The sequence below is a fragment of the Synechococcus sp. CC9311 genome, assembly GCF_000014585.1.
In the GTDB taxonomy this organism is placed as follows: Bacteria; Cyanobacteriota; Cyanobacteriia; order PCC-6307; family Cyanobiaceae; genus Synechococcus_C.
This window is the reverse complement of the sequence record NC_008319.1, coordinates 2,330,643-2,345,238: the sequence shown is the minus strand read 5'-3', so window position 1 is coordinate 2,345,238 and position 14,596 is coordinate 2,330,643. Positions and strand designations below refer to the sequence as shown.

Annotated in this window: 16 protein-coding genes; 8 read left to right on the top strand and 8 right to left on the bottom strand. The window is 54.4% G+C overall.

What is annotated here, in order from left to right; translation table 11 throughout:
• Positions 1–2 precede the first annotated feature (2 nt).
• The gene (locus SYNC_RS12285; RefSeq protein ID WP_167897233.1) at positions 3–1,910 is read left to right on the top strand and encodes a cytochrome P450; all 1,908 of its coding nucleotides are present in this window, start codon (positions 3–5) and stop codon (positions 1,908–1,910) included.
• Positions 1,911–1,930: 20 nt separating this feature from the next.
• Positions 1,931–3,745 carry a bifunctional diguanylate cyclase/phosphodiesterase gene (locus tag SYNC_RS12280; protein ID WP_041426763.1) on the top strand — a complete coding sequence of 605 codons (1,815 nt, stop codon included), beginning with the start codon at positions 1,931–1,933 and terminating at the stop codon, positions 3,743–3,745.
• Positions 3,746–3,985: 240 nt separating this feature from the next.
• On the opposite strand, the gene SYNC_RS12275 is transcribed toward SYNC_RS12280, so the two are convergent.
• Positions 3,986–4,180, bottom strand: a complete 195-nt coding sequence (locus SYNC_RS12275; RefSeq protein ID WP_041426762.1) for a hypothetical protein — start codon at positions 4,178–4,180, stop codon at positions 3,986–3,988.
• Positions 4,181–4,194: 14 nt separating this feature from the next.
• Between SYNC_RS12275 and SYNC_RS12270 the strand changes: the two genes are divergently transcribed.
• Complete coding sequence (locus tag SYNC_RS12270) at positions 4,195–4,485, top strand: antibiotic biosynthesis monooxygenase (RefSeq protein ID WP_041426761.1); 291 nt, start codon at positions 4,195–4,197, stop codon at positions 4,483–4,485.
• Positions 4,482–5,666, top strand: a complete 1,185-nt coding sequence (locus SYNC_RS12265; RefSeq protein WP_011620561.1) for an iron-containing alcohol dehydrogenase — start codon at positions 4,482–4,484, stop codon at positions 5,664–5,666. The genes SYNC_RS12270 and SYNC_RS12265 overlap by 4 nt, the downstream gene beginning before the upstream one ends.
• On the opposite strand, the gene SYNC_RS12260 is transcribed toward SYNC_RS12265, so the two are convergent.
• Positions 5,667–6,140, bottom strand: coding sequence for a hypothetical protein (locus tag SYNC_RS12260; RefSeq protein ID WP_237699226.1), 474 nt, complete (start codon positions 6,138–6,140; stop codon positions 5,667–5,669).
• Positions 6,141–6,468: 328 nt separating this feature from the next.
• Between SYNC_RS12260 and argS the strand changes: the two genes are divergently transcribed.
• From argS to SYNC_RS12245, 3 genes are all read left to right on the top strand, one after another.
• A complete protein-coding gene (gene argS / locus SYNC_RS12255) occupies positions 6,469–8,241 on the top strand; it encodes an arginine--tRNA ligase (RefSeq protein ID WP_011620559.1) in 1,773 nt (590 codons plus the stop codon).
• A 69-nt stretch (positions 8,242–8,310) separates the two neighbouring features.
• Positions 8,311–9,438 (top strand): histidinol-phosphate transaminase, encoded by a 1,128-nt coding sequence (locus tag SYNC_RS12250; RefSeq protein WP_011620558.1) that lies wholly within the window; start codon positions 8,311–8,313, stop codon positions 9,436–9,438.
• A gap of 29 nt (positions 9,439–9,467) precedes the next feature.
• Positions 9,468–10,454, top strand: coding sequence for an asparaginase (locus SYNC_RS12245; protein WP_237699225.1), 987 nt, complete (start codon positions 9,468–9,470; stop codon positions 10,452–10,454).
• Between the two features lie 13 nt (positions 10,455–10,467).
• On the opposite strand, the gene SYNC_RS12240 is transcribed toward SYNC_RS12245, so the two are convergent.
• The 6 genes from SYNC_RS12240 to prfB form a co-directional block, all read right to left on the bottom strand.
• A complete protein-coding gene (locus SYNC_RS12240; protein WP_041426760.1) occupies positions 10,468–11,205 on the bottom strand; it encodes an MBL fold metallo-hydrolase in 738 nt (245 codons plus the stop codon).
• A 38-nt stretch (positions 11,206–11,243) separates the two neighbouring features.
• Positions 11,244–11,840 carry an aminodeoxychorismate/anthranilate synthase component II gene (locus SYNC_RS12235; RefSeq protein ID WP_011620555.1) on the bottom strand — a complete coding sequence of 199 codons (597 nt, stop codon included), beginning with the start codon at positions 11,838–11,840 and terminating at the stop codon, positions 11,244–11,246.
• A gap of 3 nt (positions 11,841–11,843) precedes the next feature.
• On the bottom strand, positions 11,844–12,317 hold the full coding sequence (locus SYNC_RS12230; RefSeq protein ID WP_011620554.1) for a diacylglycerol kinase family protein: 474 nt from the start codon (positions 12,315–12,317) through the stop codon (positions 11,844–11,846).
• Between the two features lie 24 nt (positions 12,318–12,341).
• On the bottom strand, positions 12,342–12,875 hold the full coding sequence (ybeY, locus tag SYNC_RS12225) for an rRNA maturation RNase YbeY (protein WP_011620553.1): 534 nt from the start codon (positions 12,873–12,875) through the stop codon (positions 12,342–12,344).
• Positions 12,872–13,081: a DUF3285 domain-containing protein gene (locus tag SYNC_RS15090; RefSeq protein ID WP_011620552.1), complete on the bottom strand. Its 210-nt coding sequence runs from the start codon at positions 13,079–13,081 to the stop codon at positions 12,872–12,874. Before SYNC_RS15090 ends, ybeY begins: the two co-directional genes overlap by 4 nt.
• A 30-nt stretch (positions 13,082–13,111) precedes the next feature.
• Positions 13,112–14,240 (bottom strand): peptide chain release factor 2 gene (prfB, locus tag SYNC_RS12215; protein WP_011620551.1). Its coding sequence is split into 2 segments (ribosomal slippage): positions 13,112–14,164 and positions 14,166–14,240, totalling 1,128 coding nucleotides; the frame shifts between segments, so codons are not numbered across the junction.
• An 81-nt stretch (positions 14,241–14,321) separates the two neighbouring features.
• Here prfB and grxC point away from each other — a divergent pair.
• Positions 14,322–14,585 (top strand): glutaredoxin 3, encoded by a 264-nt coding sequence (gene grxC / locus SYNC_RS12210; protein WP_011620550.1) that lies wholly within the window; start codon positions 14,322–14,324, stop codon positions 14,583–14,585.
• Positions 14,586–14,596 lie beyond the last annotated feature (11 nt).

Here is a 14,596-nt window from a genome sequence, read left to right as displayed (position 1 = left end):
TCATGGCTAGTTATCCGATTCACTCTCTTGCTTTCGTGTTGGTGCCATCTTTCACCATTCTTTTCCTCACGATCTCAGAGGATCTGTCCTCATTTGTAGATGTCGCTTTGGGGAGTGTTGGAAAATGGATTGAGTTATCTGGTCAACGAACCGAACCTTTTCTTGATGCATTGTTGTCGCATTATGAGTTTGTTTTGTTTGCGGCGGTACTTCTCTATTTTTTCGTGCGTTCGTTGCGCATGCTGTTTTTGTATAGTCTGCAGTTGATCGAATTTGTTGTACGCGTGCTTCGCTTCGTAGGCGATTTGCTGTCTGAGTTGTTTTGGGTAAATCCCCGTTTTCGTATCAATCGTGAATTCAGCTATCGTTCCGATACGAGCTTTACCCTGGTTTCTATTTTTGCTCGTTTTGTCAAGGAAGTCTTGTTGCTCCCTATTGATTGGATTCGCTCACTAGGCATTAACGGTGTTTTTGGCCCGGATCCACTTACTGAAAGTAAACACTACAGAAAAACAGCATTTTATCCTTCTCTGCTGCAGCGGTTGTTGGTCATAAAAAATAAGCACATCACGGTTTATTTTTTCTTATCGATGATGCGTCTATTTGTACATCGCTTTACTCTGCCCGCATGGTTTCCAGGCGTCAACATCAAGGAAAACAGTCATGGTGATGAGTTTCCTGTCATGCGACAACTTCATCTCTTGAAGCGACACGATGTGGAAGAAGTGTTGGAACGTTCCGAGGATTTTCGCGTTGTTTATGGACCGAGAATGTGTGATGTCACGCAGAACGGTCATTCATCTGGAAATTTTCTTCTTGGCATGCAATCCACATCACCAACCTATATCCGTGATATTTCTAATATGAGATTAATTTTTCGTCGCGATGATGTGCATCGATGTCGCAGGATTGCTGCCGATGCATCTGTTGATAGTTTTCTTGCATTCGAATCGCGAGTCGATGTTCTTCGCGATCTCGATGGCTCGAAGGTTTTGAGTTTGCCAAAAGATCTTGTTCTACCTGTTATTAAATCATTTATTGAACAATATTTCGGTGTACGTCTTCCGCTTCAGGCTGAGAATGCCGACGGAACAACCGAGATCGATTTCAACTTTGTTTGGTTCTCACATCTCTTCAACTATATTTTTTACGACCTTAATGGTGACGATAGTCGTGAGGCTGCCTTGGCTTCTGCAGTCTTGCTGAATCAGGATCTTGATCGTCAGATCGCTGCTGTAAAGCAACAATCCAGTAAACACTTAGAGCCTGCCAATACCGTGCTTGCTCGGTGCCTCAGGCTCCAAGAGTCCGGTACCCCAGGCATGGATGATCTTGCAATTCGGATCAACCTGACGGGATTTCTTGTTGGAGCAGTCCTGCCCTTGATCAATACGATATGCCAGGTCATTGACGAGTTGATCTCTCGTCCTCGCATTCTTGAACAAGCTGTAAGCACTGCTACGTCTGCGACGGAGGGGGGGCAATCGTTTTTGAATCCGTTACAAGGATTTGTGTTGGAGGCACTTCGATTTTCCCCAGGTGATCCTGTGATTTATCGTCACTGCAAGACGCGAACTGAGTTGGTGAGTGCTTCTTGCCGCTCATCGGTCTCAGCAAATACTCTGGTGATGGCCTGGAATTCTTCTGCGATGTTTGATCCAAAATATGTGGATCAACCGTGGCAATTCAATCCAACTAGGCCACCCAGAGATTACTTGCACTTTGGCCATATGTATCATGTTTGTGCTGGTAAATACATTGTTATGTCAGTCATACCGGCTATTGTTCAGGAACTTCTCTCTCGTTATGAGTTGTTTAGGATCCCTGGTGCGCGTGGATATCCCGTAAAACATGGAATCATGGTTTCGGGATTTGATGTGCTTGTCCGCCCCCGTGGCTCTGCTGATTAAGTGAAACCGATTTTTCTGCAATGACTTATTCTGAGCGGCCAAAAAATCATCTTTCGACAGATCGTCTTCCGATTCGCTCTGATGTGGTTGATTTGCTTAGGCGCGCTGGTGTGGAATTCTTTCGATTCCCTCTGTCTCCTGAGGGTGAGGCAATGCAGGAATACTTCAAGTCGGATGATTATATTCATTGTCAGTTTACGTCCCCGGAAATATTGGAGTCAGGTTCTGCGCTCTTTCTCTTGCAATCATTTTTACAAGATGTACATCCAGACGATCGGGAATATATGTCTAGTGTTGCTCAGCGGCTGTTGGAAAGTGATGGTTTTGGTAATGACATCACTAGCCGGCCATTTCGTGGTGTTTCTCCCGAGGGTCGTTGGTCGTGGTACGAGGTGAGGATGACTGTTACTCGCCAGAAAGATCTCCTGATCTGCGAGGGACTAATGGTTAATGTCGATGTTCAACAGAAGTCATCGCTTTCACTGCAGTCAAGTCTCTTGTGTGATCAGCTTACTGGTTTGGGGAATTTAAAAAGTGCCTATGCACTCTTGAAAGATATTATCTCCACTGGGTTGCCTGTTTCTCTTGTATGGCTCGATTTGAAGGGTTTTGGTCGCCTCAATACTTATCTTGGCCGAGCAAAGGGTGACGAAATTCTACGTGCCACTGCCGACGTTTTAAAGGATTGGCTTCAGGATGGTGACTATTTAATTAGGCCTGACTCTGACGAGTTTCTGATTATTTTAAATGGACGCGATTCCAAGGCTGCGCATTCTGCTGCTCTTCATCTTGTCGAGCATTTGCCATCTCTATTGGAATTGCATGTTGATGGTTTTTATGGTCTCGGTTTTCACGCAGGCATCAGTTCATTTCCGGACCATGGAGACAATGAAGATTCCATCCTTTCCAATGCAGCATCTGCCTTGGATCAGGCACGGCGAATTAATTCTGTATCAGAACCAATTGTCATCTTTGGAGACGACATTACAACGAGAACGGCCGAATTATTGAATCTTGAACTCAGCCTGCGTCAAGCTGTTGTCAATGATGAATTTCGACTTGTTTTCCAGCCACAATGGAATGTCTCAGGGCAGATTGTTGGTGCTGAGGCTTTATTACGCTGGGATAGCGCAAGACTTGGCCCTGTCAGTCCGGGAGTTTTTATTCCACTTGCTGAGCAAACTGGTCAAATCCATTTAATTGGTGAGTGGGTCATAGAAGCTGCTTGCCGCGCTCTTTCTTCGTTCCATAGAGGTGTTGATAAAATACCTCCGCTGTCAATTAATATTTCGGCCAGTCAGCTTTCTTCTCGGCAGTATGATCTCGTGGAAACATTGTTGGTGAATCTGCAACGTTTTCGGGTCTCGCCTAAATCTATCCATGTAGAGATTACAGAATCTGGATTCTTAGACGACCTTGCTATTCGTCGGCTGAATGGCCTTCATGAGGCAGGTATCTGTCTTCATATCGACGATTTTGGAACAGGTTTTGCAAGCCTTTCAAGTCTTCTTTCTTTGCCGATCTATTCTTTGAAGTTGGATCAGAGCTTTGTTGCTCAGCTTCATTCTTTTGATTCCAGCAACCTTGAATCTGTTCCCTCTTTTGCTATTTTGAAGGCGAGCCTTGCTCTGTCTTCGTCGATTGGTGCTGAAGCGATTGTTGAAGGGGTTGAGGATTTCCGTCAGTTCGATGCCCTTCGCCGTATGGGCTACCAATTCTTCCAGGGATATTATTTCTCCAGGCCATTGGAATTTGCCGATTATTGTGATCTCTTGGGAAATCAAGCCCAAAAGTCTGCCCTCTTTTCTGCACCTTCTGATGGTGATTCTGTGTAATTGTCTATGAGAGTGCCTTGATTCCTCTTGATCACTTTCTCTTGTTTGCAGTCTCAACGGTTGATATTTAAGGATTGCTCGGTGGTTGTTGAATTGTTCTCAAAGTTTTCGAGTGTTTTCATCTCCTCGAAACTGAGCATCTCCGCCTCGCTGTGCGACGGCCGTCAATCGCCAGAGCGCTTCCTCCAATACAGCCTCCGGCCTCACGCTCACTTCCATTGACGAGCGCACATCACCCCTTCACGCCAGTTCGCCGCTCACGCGCAGCCGCTGGCTGGAGCTGAGCATTCGTTCCAGCAACTCTCGTTGTGGATGATCAGGCGCCAAGGCCCTGATATCCAATGGGTCGAGATGCAATGGGCAACTGAACTTCACTGAGGCCTGTGTGGCCGCAAGGAAGCCTGCTCGCTGGATGGTTGGATTGGAAGTCACCATTACACAGGTCTTCGATGTACGTCACCTGCGTTCACGTCCGCGTGAAACCCGAACGGATCGAGGAGTTTCGTCAGGCCTCCATCCTGAATCACAAGCAATCCATCCAGGAATCTGGCAATCAACGCTTTGACATCCTCCAAAGCAAAGACGACTCCAGTCTTTTTTTGCTGTACGAGGCGTACGAATCCGAGGCCGCAGCTGCAGCCCACAAGAGCACAGCGCATTACCTCAAGTGGAGGGAAACCGTCGCGGATTGGATGGCTGAACCGCGGAAGGGGGTTCCCTACGAATCCGTTGCACCATGACGGTCTCGTTTTCTTTTGCGCGCGTCCCACCGATTCACTGCGGAACCGGAACGCTGAAAGAGATCACAGCCTGGCTGCGCTCACTTAAAGCTGAATCTGTTCTTCTGGTCACAGGCCGGGCTTCGCTGGAGGAGATGGGGCAGCTGAGCGTGGTGACGAGCTTGATCGCTGATGCCGCAGCCAAGCATGACCATGTGGTGTGTGCTGGTGAACCCAGTACAGAGCTGGTGGATCGAACCACGCAGCAGTTTTTTAACCATGGCATTGATGCTGTGATTGGCATCGGCGGCGGCAGCGTGATCGATTTCGGCAAAGCGATTGCCGCGATGATTCCCCATGGAAACTCTGTGCTGGATCACCTGGAGGGGGTTGGCCGTGGTCTGGCTCATAGCGGAATCACCCTGCCTTTTCTTGCGATACCCACCACATCAGGAACGGGTGGAGAAGTGTCTAAAAATGCAGTGCTGAGCCATGTGGGCACTGATGGCTACAAAAAGTCGTTGCGCCATGACAACTTTGTTCCAAGCGCAGTGATCTTGGACGGGGCTCTCCTGACCGGTGCCGCTGTCGATGTGACGGCAGCGTGCGGGATGGATGCCTTCACGCAGCTTCTTGAGCCCTTTTTCTCCCCAACGGCATCACCTCTGAGTGATGCGATTGTCTGGAGCGGGCTTCAACATTTAGTGCCGAATTTGCGTCGTGCCTGTGGAGAGGGATCAGCCGACCCGCAAGTTCGCCTGAACATGGCCTATGGCTCTCTCTGTTCAGGGATCGGATTGGCAAATGCCGGCCTGGGAATTGTTCATGGGTTGGCGGGGCCGATTGGGGGTTGGTTCCCGATGCCCCACGGCGTGATTTGCGGAACGTTGATGGCTGCAGCTCAACAACAAAATTGGCGTGCTCTAAAACAACGCGATCCCCACAATCCTGCGGTTGAACGGATGGCCCGTGTTGGCCGTTTGATGCCTGGTGGCTGCCACCTCACTCAGAACACGTCAGCAGTGGATCACCTCACGGCCTGCCTGGGGCAATGGGTGGATGAGCTCAAGATTCCTCGCTTGAGCGACTACGGCATCACCCATGGAGATCTGGATCGAATCGTTGGCGCAGCAAGCAACCGCAATAATCCAATTGCGCTTACACCATCAGAAATCAAGACATTGCTGGAAATAAGGCTTTAATCATGCGCTTGCACCTGCCTTGTCGAGTGCGGCGGAGAATTTTTTGGCATAACTTTCAATCAGATCGGCTTTGTCCATGCCGTTGATGATTTTGCGGGCGTGAAAGTAGTCCACGATTTGCCCCTTGTGTGGATCTCCGATGAAGTTCTTCAGAGCCCATCCTGTGAAAACTCCACAAAACATGCCGTCAAACATGATCACTGCCGCATAGCGATCATCTTTAACCGCATCTGGGTGTTCAGTGAAATCAGGCGCTTCGGGGAAGATTGATTGCACCACGCCGCTCATTTTTGTGTAGTTGGTTCGGCCTGTGAGCTGCACAAAGCCTCGCCCATGAAACCTGGCTCCATCACCAGGTTCAGTATTGCCAAGGTCAGAGCGATTCTCGTACATCTGTGTGAAATAGGCTGTATCTCCGTATTCATCAATCGGTTGCATCGTGGAAGCTGTTTCATGTTTTGTGGTGGCGAGCATGTAAGCCAGCCACCCGATTGAGCGGATGTCCCAGTTGGTTTTGAACGCGCCTGTGGGTGGGTTGGCTGGAGCGTCCCAGAAGTTCAGGATGGCCTCCATTCCATTCACGTTCTGCTGCCTCAGCACCCCGTTGAACAGATCATCTCGAATGCAGTCGTAGAAGATCTTGCGGTCCAATCGTCTTCCCTTTCACGAGGCCGGAGACTAGTCGGACTGTCTGTTGCCGGCATGGCGTTCCCTTCTCAGCTGCTGCTGGGTTGGTCGGGGCCTGAAGGGACTACCGCGCCGGGAGATGATCAGGATCTGAATTCGTTCACCGCTGCTTTCCATGCTGCGCATCGCCCAGGCTTTAGACACCCAGTTGCGTGAGGCGATGCAGCGGGCCTTCCCCGACGTGGATGCTCTGCTGGATCCCCAGTTGGCGCCTGCAAACAAGCCGGAATTTGGTGATTTTCAGGCCAATGGCGCCTTGCCCTTGGCCAAGCCTCTCAAGCAGGCTCCACGCCTTATTGCCGGGGCGATTGTGGAGGCGCTTCAGGCTGATCCAGCCTTTGCCGCCCTGTGTCTGGAACCCCAGATTGCTGGTCCTGGTTTCATTAATCTCACCATCCGGCCAGAGCGCTTAGCGGCTGAAGTGTCAGCACGGCTGGGTGATCCGCGCCTGGGGGTACCAGAGGTGCAGAGCGATGCAGCGGTGGTTGTGGATTTTTCCAGCCCCAACATCGCCAAGGAGATGCACGTTGGCCATCTGCGCTCCACGATCATTGGCGACTCTCTGGCTCGAGTGCTCGAGTTCCGTGGTCATCGGGTGCTGCGCCTCAACCATGTGGGTGATTGGGGAACTCAGTTCGGGATGCTGATCACCCATCTCAAACAGGTGGCTCCCGAGACCCTCAACAGGGCCGATGCGGTTGACCTTGGAGATTTGGTGGCCTTTTATCGCGAGGCCAAGAAGCGTTTCGACGAAGACGAAGCTTTTCAGGCCACGTCTCGAGAGGAGGTGGTGAAGCTTCAAGGCGGGGATCCGGTGTCTCTCAAGGCGTGGGGATTGCTCTGTGATCAGTCGCGGCGTGAGTTTCAGAAGATTTACGACCGGCTCGATATTCGTCTAAGCGAACGAGGCGAATCGTTTTACAACCCGTATTTGGCGTCAGTCCTCAGTGGCTTGAAGGAGGCTGATTTGCTCGTCACCGATGACGGTGCGGAGTGTGTCTTCCTTGAGGGTGTGAACGGGAAGGATGGCAAGCCCTTGCCTGTGATTGTTCGGAAAAGTGATGGTGGTTTCAATTACGCAACGACCGACCTAGCTGCGATTCGCTATCGCTTTGCGCTGGCTCCGGATGGCGATGGTGCGCGCCGCGTGATTTACGTCACCGATGCGGGTCAGGCCAATCATTTTGCTGGTGTGTTTCAAGTGGCGAAACGGGCGAATTGGATTCCAGAGCACGGCCGGCTGGAGCATGTTCCCTTCGGGCTGGTCCAGGGCGAGGACGGCAAGAAACTCAAAACCCGTTCGGGTGACACGGTTCGGTTGCGGGATCTGCTCGACGAAGCGGTGGAACGGGCAGAAGCCGATTTACGCCGGCGCTTGGAGGAGGAGGGGCGTAGCGAGGACGACCAGTTCATTGAGCATGTGGCTGGCACGGTGGGGCTCGCGGCGGTGAAGTACGCCGACCTCAGTCAAAACCGGATCACGAATTACCAGTTCAGCTTCGATCGGATGCTGGCCTTGCAAGGGAACACAGCCCCCTATTTGCTGTATGCGGTGGTGCGCATTGCTGGAATTGCGCGCAAGGGTGGAGATCTTGAGGCAGAAGCGGGAATGCTGCAGTTCAGCGAGCCACAGGAATGGTCCCTGGTGCGTGAGCTGCTGAAGTTCGATGCGGTGATCGCCGAGGTGGAGGAGGAGTTGCTGCCCAATCGCCTCTGCAGTTATTTATTCGAGTTATCGCAAGTGTTCAATCGTTTTTATGACCAGGTCCCAGTGCTCAAGGCTGAGGGCCAGTCCCTGCCATCCCGTTTGGCGTTGTGCCGTCTCACCGCCGATACCCTGAAGTCAGGTTTGGGATTATTGGGCATTGCCACGTTGGAGCGAATGTAGTGACACCATTCCGGGCCAGTTCAGGAGCTGTGGTTCGAATTCACTTTCACGTTCTGATCGTTTCGTGACGTGGGATTTGCTGTGAACGGACACCCTCAACGCAAAGCACCCCGCGCCCGGCCTGAGGTTGAGCAGCTCAAGGCCTACAGCGCCCCTCTCGAAGGGCGACGCAACTTGTTGCGGCTCGACTTCAACGAAAACACGATGGGTCCCAGCCCCAGGGTCGCGGAGGCGATTCGCGCCTACCCGGCCGATCAAATCGCGATTTATCCCGAGTACGACGGCCTTCGCGAAGCCCTGATTGCCAATCTTGAGTCTTCCCCGGCAGGCTTGGCCTGTGCGTTGACGCCTGCGCACGTTGGGGTGTTCAACGGGGTGGATGCTGCGATCCATGCCGTGATTCATGCCTATGGCGCGGCCGGCGACACGCTGCTGACCACCAGTCCCACCTTTGGGTACTACGCCCCCTGCGCGGGCATGCAGGGGATGGCGATTGAAGCTGTGCCCCACGAGATGCCCGGGTTTGCGTTCCCGATGGAGGCGATACGAGCGGCCTTGTTGCGGACACCGCGCATCTTGATGTTGTGCAATCCCAACAACCCCACAGGAACGCGTTTGCCGGCGGATCAAGTGTTGGATCTGGCCGCCGCGGCGCCTGAAACGCTTGTGGTGGTGGACGAGTTGTATGAGGCCTTCACGGGAGACAGCGTCTTGCCGTCAATTGATTTTCGTGCGGTTCCCAACCTGCTCGTGCTCCGGTCATTGGCGAAAACCGCTGGTCTTGCCGGCTTGCGGATCGGGTTTGCCCTTGGCCATCCCGATGTCGTCGACAGAGTAGGCAGGGTCACGGGCCCCTATGACGTCAATAGTTTGGCCGTCACGGCGGCGATGGCGGCCTTAAACGATCAGCCCTATACCGACGCTTATGTTGAGGAAGTGTTACGGGCGCGTAACTGGATCGTATCTCAACTGACGCGTCGGCGTGCCGTCTGCCATGTAGCCGGTGGTAATTATCTGTTGCTTTGGCCTAATCGTTCGTCTGAAATCGTTGAAGCCGAGCTGCGGGCGGCAGGGATTTTGGTGAGATCGATGGCGGGGAAGCCCCAGATCGATCGTTCGCTGCGCATCAGCATTGGTACCACTGAGCAGATGCAGCGCTTTTGGCAGGCTTATCAAGCGATTGATTCAGAGCTTTGAGGGTCGAGCAGCCCACCCCACCCCCGAGCTTGCTCCTGCTTGCCACGGGTGGCACGATCGCCGGCCGTGGTGTCACCAGCACCTCTCTCAGCTCCTACACCGCGGGGGCGATGTCTGGATCGGAGCTCCTTCAGGAGCTGCCGCAGCTGCAAGAAGCGGCCCAGATTCAGGTGGAACAACTGGTCAATTTGGATAGTGCTGATTTGCAGTTTCAGCATTGGAAGCGTCTGGCGACGCGAATCCGTGAGGCTTTTGCCGAGTCCTGCGAGTTGGCGGGAGTCGTGATCACCCACGGCACCAACACCTTGGAAGAAACCGCCTGGTTGTTGGAGTTACTCATTGATGATCCGCGGCCAGTGGTGTTGGTGGGAGCGATGCGTCCGGCCACAGCCCTCAGTGCTGATGGTCCGCTGAATCTTTTTCAAGCCGTGCAAGTGGCAGCTAGCCCTCAGGCCTGCGGGCATGGGGTGCTTGTCGTGATGGATGGCCAGATCCATGGAGCCAGGGCTGTCACCAAAGTGGCAACACAAGGTGTAGGTGCGTTTCAAAGTCCAGATTTGGGCCCCCTGGGTTGGGTGGATGACAGCGGAGTGCACCTGCCGGTGGCATCCGGGTTCCGATCCGTTCCTTTCGCCACGCTTGCATTGCCAGACCAGTGGCCCGAAGTGGCCATCCTTTACGGCTGTGTGAATCCTTCGTTGGCTTTGGTTTCGTCCCTCTTTCAGGCAGGCGTGAAGGGGATGGTCTGGACTGGCACCGGGGCCGGCCAGTTATCTGCAGGGGAACGTGAGGCCATCAAAACCTGGCCTGGTGTGTTGCCCCTGATGTTGCGCGCGAATCGTTGCGGTAGGGGTCCTGTCCATCCCTGTGCGCTTCAGGATGAGCTTGGCTTGTTGCCGGCAGGAACCCTCAACCCTCAGAAGGCGAGGATTCTTCTCCTCTTGGCCTTGATTGCTGGGATGGAACGAGCCGAACTGTCAGCGCTGTTGGTGACGATGTCGATGAATGTGGGGTGAGTGCAGACCCCGATCAACGCATGACTTCGATCACGGTGTTGTCACCGAGGTTTCCAGGCAGGTTGAGGTTTGGCCCCACGTTGCGCACCTTCATACCGGACATCGCATCCAGGAAAGGTTGGACTCCTCCCTGGTCACATCCGGAGGGAGCCTCGCCATTCACGTATTGAACAGGAATCACCCTGCGGGGATTGAGTGCGCGCACGACTTCGGCAGCCTCCTCTCCGTTGTAGACCTTGCCGCCACCGCCGACGCCGATGATTAAGACGTCGGGGCGACCGAGAAGCACTTTGTCCTCACCGCTGAGTTTGGCGGCGGTGCCTCCGAGATGGGCAAAGTTGAGACCTGCCTGTTGCCAGCGCCAGACAGTGGCTTGGCCAAAACGACGGCCCCCCACTCGGTCATGGGGAGCGGCGAACCCTTCGATTCTGAGGCCTCCGACGCGATAAGAGCCTGGTTTGGCCAAATAGGTACCGCCACCGATGCGGGCCCCTTCATCTGGTAATTCCGAACTAGCAAGAATCACCGTTGCGTTCACGCGTGGCTCAGCCAGTCCTTTGGCGCAGCCCACGGCTCGAAACGGATTCACCATCACGGATTGGCCACCTCCGCGGATGAGTAAGGCGCTGTGGCCGTAATTGGTCACGGTGACCCCTGCGGCCCGAACTGGAGCACCAGTTCCGATCGCCACGAGTGCCGAACCACTCAAAACAATGCGGCAAAGACTCTGAACGCGTTCGTGGACCGACATTGTTGATCGTCTTCTTGCTCAGGAAGCTAGCAGTGATGTCACGGCTGTTCTGCTTGACGCAGGAAGTTGGCCAGCAGCTGGTGCCCAGCTTCTGTGAGCACACTCTCAGGATGGAACTGCACTCCCTGTAGTTGGGGGTAGTCGCGATGGCGCAGCCCCATGATCGTTCCGTCGTCCAGCCAGGCAGTGACTTCAAGGCAGTTCGGAAGGGTGTCTCGTTCAGCAATCAAGCTGTGGTAACGGGTTGCGGTAAGCGGTTGGGGAAGCCCGGCGAAGACGCCTTCCCCGCCATGCTGAACAGGAGATGTTTTCCCATGCATCAGTTCGCTGGCTCTCACAACGCGACCGCCATAGGCCTGCGCGAGCGATTGATGCCCGAGGCACACACCAAGGGTTGGGATGGTGGGTGAAAGTTGGCGTAAGACCTCGAGGCAAACGCCGGCTTGATCTGGATCTCCTGGACCAGGTGAAAGCAATATGGCTGATGGGTTGAGGTCGCGAATCTCCTCAAGACTCAGGGCGTCGTTTCGCTCCACGCGTAAGTCGGACGCAACCGGGAACTGGCTGGCAAGTTCCCCCAGGTATTGCACGAGGTTGAACGTGAAACTGTCGTAGTTATCGATGACCAGGAGCATGGTTTAGAGGCCCAGGCGCAGAATTAGGGGTGGTAGGAGAAGAAGGAGCGCAATCAGCATGGAGCTGATCGCAGAGACGAGAACAGCGGCTGCTGCACAATCCTTGGCAATTCTGGCGAGGGGATGAAACCGGCGGCCGATCGCCAAGTCCACCACCGCCTCGATAGCCGTATTAAGCAGTTCCAGCACCAACACGCCAGCTACCGTGAGAACCAAAATCGCCAGCTGGATGGCGGGAAGCTGGAGCCAAATCCCCATCCCTAAGACCAACGCTCCCGTACAAACGTGGATACGGAAGTTCCTCTGGCTCAAGAAGCCGTAGCCAAGGCCTTGGGCCGCGTAGCGGAAGCTGGAGGGCAGATCCCCCGCGATCCTCCAGGCACCCCGTTTGGCGGCACGATGAGCACGCTTGGTGCTGAGCTGGCTGATCTCCTCCGACACCGGTGCTCCGTCTTCAGGGGTCAGCAGTGACTTCATCTGCTGATTCAAAGTTGATCTCACTTAGGAACGAACGTTACTGCCCATGCCAAGTAGGTGCTCCTGTTTTTGCAGCATCGCAGCGAGGGCGTCTTCATCGGGATGATCCCAGCTCAGTAAGTGCAGAAGCCCGTGACTGACCAACCAGCGCAGTTCCCGCTCCAGGCCATGCTTCTGTTCCAGAGCTTGACGACGGGCGGTGGGCACCGACACGACGATGTCTCCTAGCTCAAGCTCCTGGCCTGCAACCATCGGCATCTCACTCTCAAGAGCAGCAAAGGAGAGCACATCTGTTGGAGTGGGTTTCTGGCGCCAGTGGAGATTGAGTTCGGCGATGCTGGCGTCATCGAGCAGCGAGATACCCAGACTGAGCGAGTCGCAGGTCCTCACGACTTCGGGACAGTGATTGCCGTGGTCCTGACGAAGGGCTTCAATCCAAGCGCTTAATTCACACTCCCAGTCGCCGGCTTCTTGCAGCCTGGAGCGCGTGCCTTCGTCATCCGCTGCATCGATGAGGTCAGCGGATGCAGGGCTGAAGGCCAGGTCGATCGTGATCATTGCGGGAGTGTTGGTCGCCCCAACCAGGCCACAACAAGAATGAAACCAATAAAGCCTGCAGCGGTCAGGCCGAAATGGAACAGGCTCTGCCCGCCTTTGCGCACCATGTTGCGCATGGCCAATTTCACGAAACTCGGCGGTGGTGCTCCCTTCTCGTCGCTTTGGGCGGTGGAGGGGGCGCTGTCGTTTTCGGGAGCCTGAGTCATGAAGGAATCATCGTGATGGGTGCACGTCGGTCAGCTGTCGTCGTCGCTGCCTGGGCGGTCCACACCTTGGCGCAATAACGCCTGGATGAAGGGGTTGAGATCTCCATCCATCACGCCTTGCACATCTGTTGTCTCCTCTTGGGTGCGCAGGTCTTTCACCATTTGATAGGGGTGAAAGACGTAGTTGCGGATCTGATTCCCCCAGGCTGCTTCAACGATGTCGCCGCGAATGTCGGCAATTTCTGCTGCACGCTGCTCCTGGGCAATCACCAGTAATTTCGCCTTGAGCAGAGCCATGGCCTTCTCCTTGTTCTGAAGCTGAGAGCGTTCTTGGGTGCAGCGCACAGCTAGGCCAGTGGGCACGTGGAGGATGCGAACGGCTGTTTCCACTTTGTTGACGTTCTGACCACCTGCCCCGCCGGAGCGGGAGGTCGTGACCTCGAGATCTTTTTCAGGAATATCGAGCTCAACTTCTTCATCCAGCTTGGGCATCACTTCCACCCCCGCGAAGCTCGTTTGCCGTTTGTCATTGGCATTGAATGGCGAGATCCGCACCAGTCGATGGGTGCCCTTTTCGTTGCGTAAATAGCCGTAGGCGTAGCGGCCTTCGATCTCAATCGTGGTGCTTTTGATGCCGGCCTCTTCTCCCTCCGATAGCTCATTGACGCTCACGCTCATCCCTTGGTCTTCGGCCCAGCGGGTGTACATGCGTAGCAGCATCTGGGCCCAGTCCTGGGCATCGGTACCCCCGGCACCGGCGTTGATGCTTAAAACAGCCCCTTCTTTGTCGTATTCGCCGCTGAGAAGACGTTCCAGCTCCCAACGATCCAGAGCTTGTCGCAGCTGGTTGAGTCCCTGTTGAGCCTCACCCAGGAGGTCTTCGTCAGGCTCTAATTCATGCAGCTCAAGGGTGGCTTGACCATCGTCGATCGCTCCACGCCAATCCACAAGTTGCTGGAGCTGTGCCTTGACTTCATCAAGGCGCCGCATCTGCTTCTGCGCGTTTTGCTGATCGTTCCAAAAGTCGGGTTGAGCGGCGAGTTGCTCTAGATCCTGCTGCTTGGCATTCAGTGCAGGTACGTCAAAGACAGTCCTGGGCATGGCCCAGGCGGTCAGTGAGCTCGGAGAGATCGCGTTTGAAGTCTGTGAGATCCAGCAATGGTGCAAGGGAGTCTTGTGGACTCGACGCTATCAGCGCGGTCGTCCTGCATAAGATTCAGCCTTTGTATGCGGCAGTTCGATGGCCAAGGTTGAGATCTACACCTGGAGCACCTGTCCGTTTTGCGTGCGCGCCAAGGGTTTGCTGGACCGCAAGGGTGTGGCCTACTCCGAAGTCTCGGTTGATGGGGATGAGCCTGGACGTGATGCGATGGCCGCTCGTGGCAACGGCAAGCGCAGCGTTCCTCAGATCTTTATCAATGACCAGCACGTAGGAGGCTGCGATGAACTGCATGGCCTGGAGCGGGCGGGGAAACTAGATGGCCTGCTCGCCGGTCAGGCCTGAAGAGGTGTCAG

What these genes read in the sequence shown, in the direction of transcription:
- SYNC_RS12230 (WP_011620554.1), bottom strand. Translation starts at nt 12,317, where the DNA reads ATGAAGTCACTGCTGACCCCTGAAGACGGAGCACCGGTGTCGGAGGAG.
- SYNC_RS12235 (WP_011620555.1), bottom strand. Translation starts at nt 11,840, where the DNA reads ATGCTCCTGGTCATCGATAACTACGACAGTTTCACGTTCAACCTCGTG.
- SYNC_RS12270 (WP_041426761.1), top strand. Translation starts at nt 4,195, where the DNA reads ATGTACGTCACCTGCGTTCACGTCCGCGTGAAACCCGAACGGATCGAG.
- SYNC_RS15090 (WP_011620552.1), bottom strand. Translation starts at nt 13,081, where the DNA reads ATGACTCAGGCTCCCGAAAACGACAGCGCCCCCTCCACCGCCCAAAGC.
- argS (WP_011620559.1), top strand. Translation starts at nt 6,469, where the DNA reads ATGCTGCGCATCGCCCAGGCTTTAGACACCCAGTTGCGTGAGGCGATG.
- ybeY (WP_011620553.1), bottom strand. Translation starts at nt 12,875, where the DNA reads ATGATCACGATCGACCTGGCCTTCAGCCCTGCATCCGCTGACCTCATC.
- SYNC_RS12240 (WP_041426760.1), bottom strand. Translation starts at nt 11,205, where the DNA reads ATGTCGGTCCACGAACGCGTTCAGAGTCTTTGCCGCATTGTTTTGAGT.
- SYNC_RS12260 (WP_237699226.1), bottom strand. Translation starts at nt 6,140, where the DNA reads ATGCTCGCCACCACAAAACATGAAACAGCTTCCACGATGCAACCGATT.
- SYNC_RS12285 (WP_167897233.1), top strand. Translation starts at nt 3, where the DNA reads ATGGCTAGTTATCCGATTCACTCTCTTGCTTTCGTGTTGGTGCCATCT.
- SYNC_RS12280 (WP_041426763.1), top strand. Translation starts at nt 1,931, where the DNA reads ATGACTTATTCTGAGCGGCCAAAAAATCATCTTTCGACAGATCGTCTT.
- SYNC_RS12265 (WP_011620561.1), top strand. Translation starts at nt 4,482, where the DNA reads ATGACGGTCTCGTTTTCTTTTGCGCGCGTCCCACCGATTCACTGCGGA.
- grxC (WP_011620550.1), top strand. Translation starts at nt 14,322, where the DNA reads ATGGCCAAGGTTGAGATCTACACCTGGAGCACCTGTCCGTTTTGCGTG.
- SYNC_RS12275 (WP_041426762.1), bottom strand. Translation starts at nt 4,180, where the DNA reads ATGGTGACTTCCAATCCAACCATCCAGCGAGCAGGCTTCCTTGCGGCC.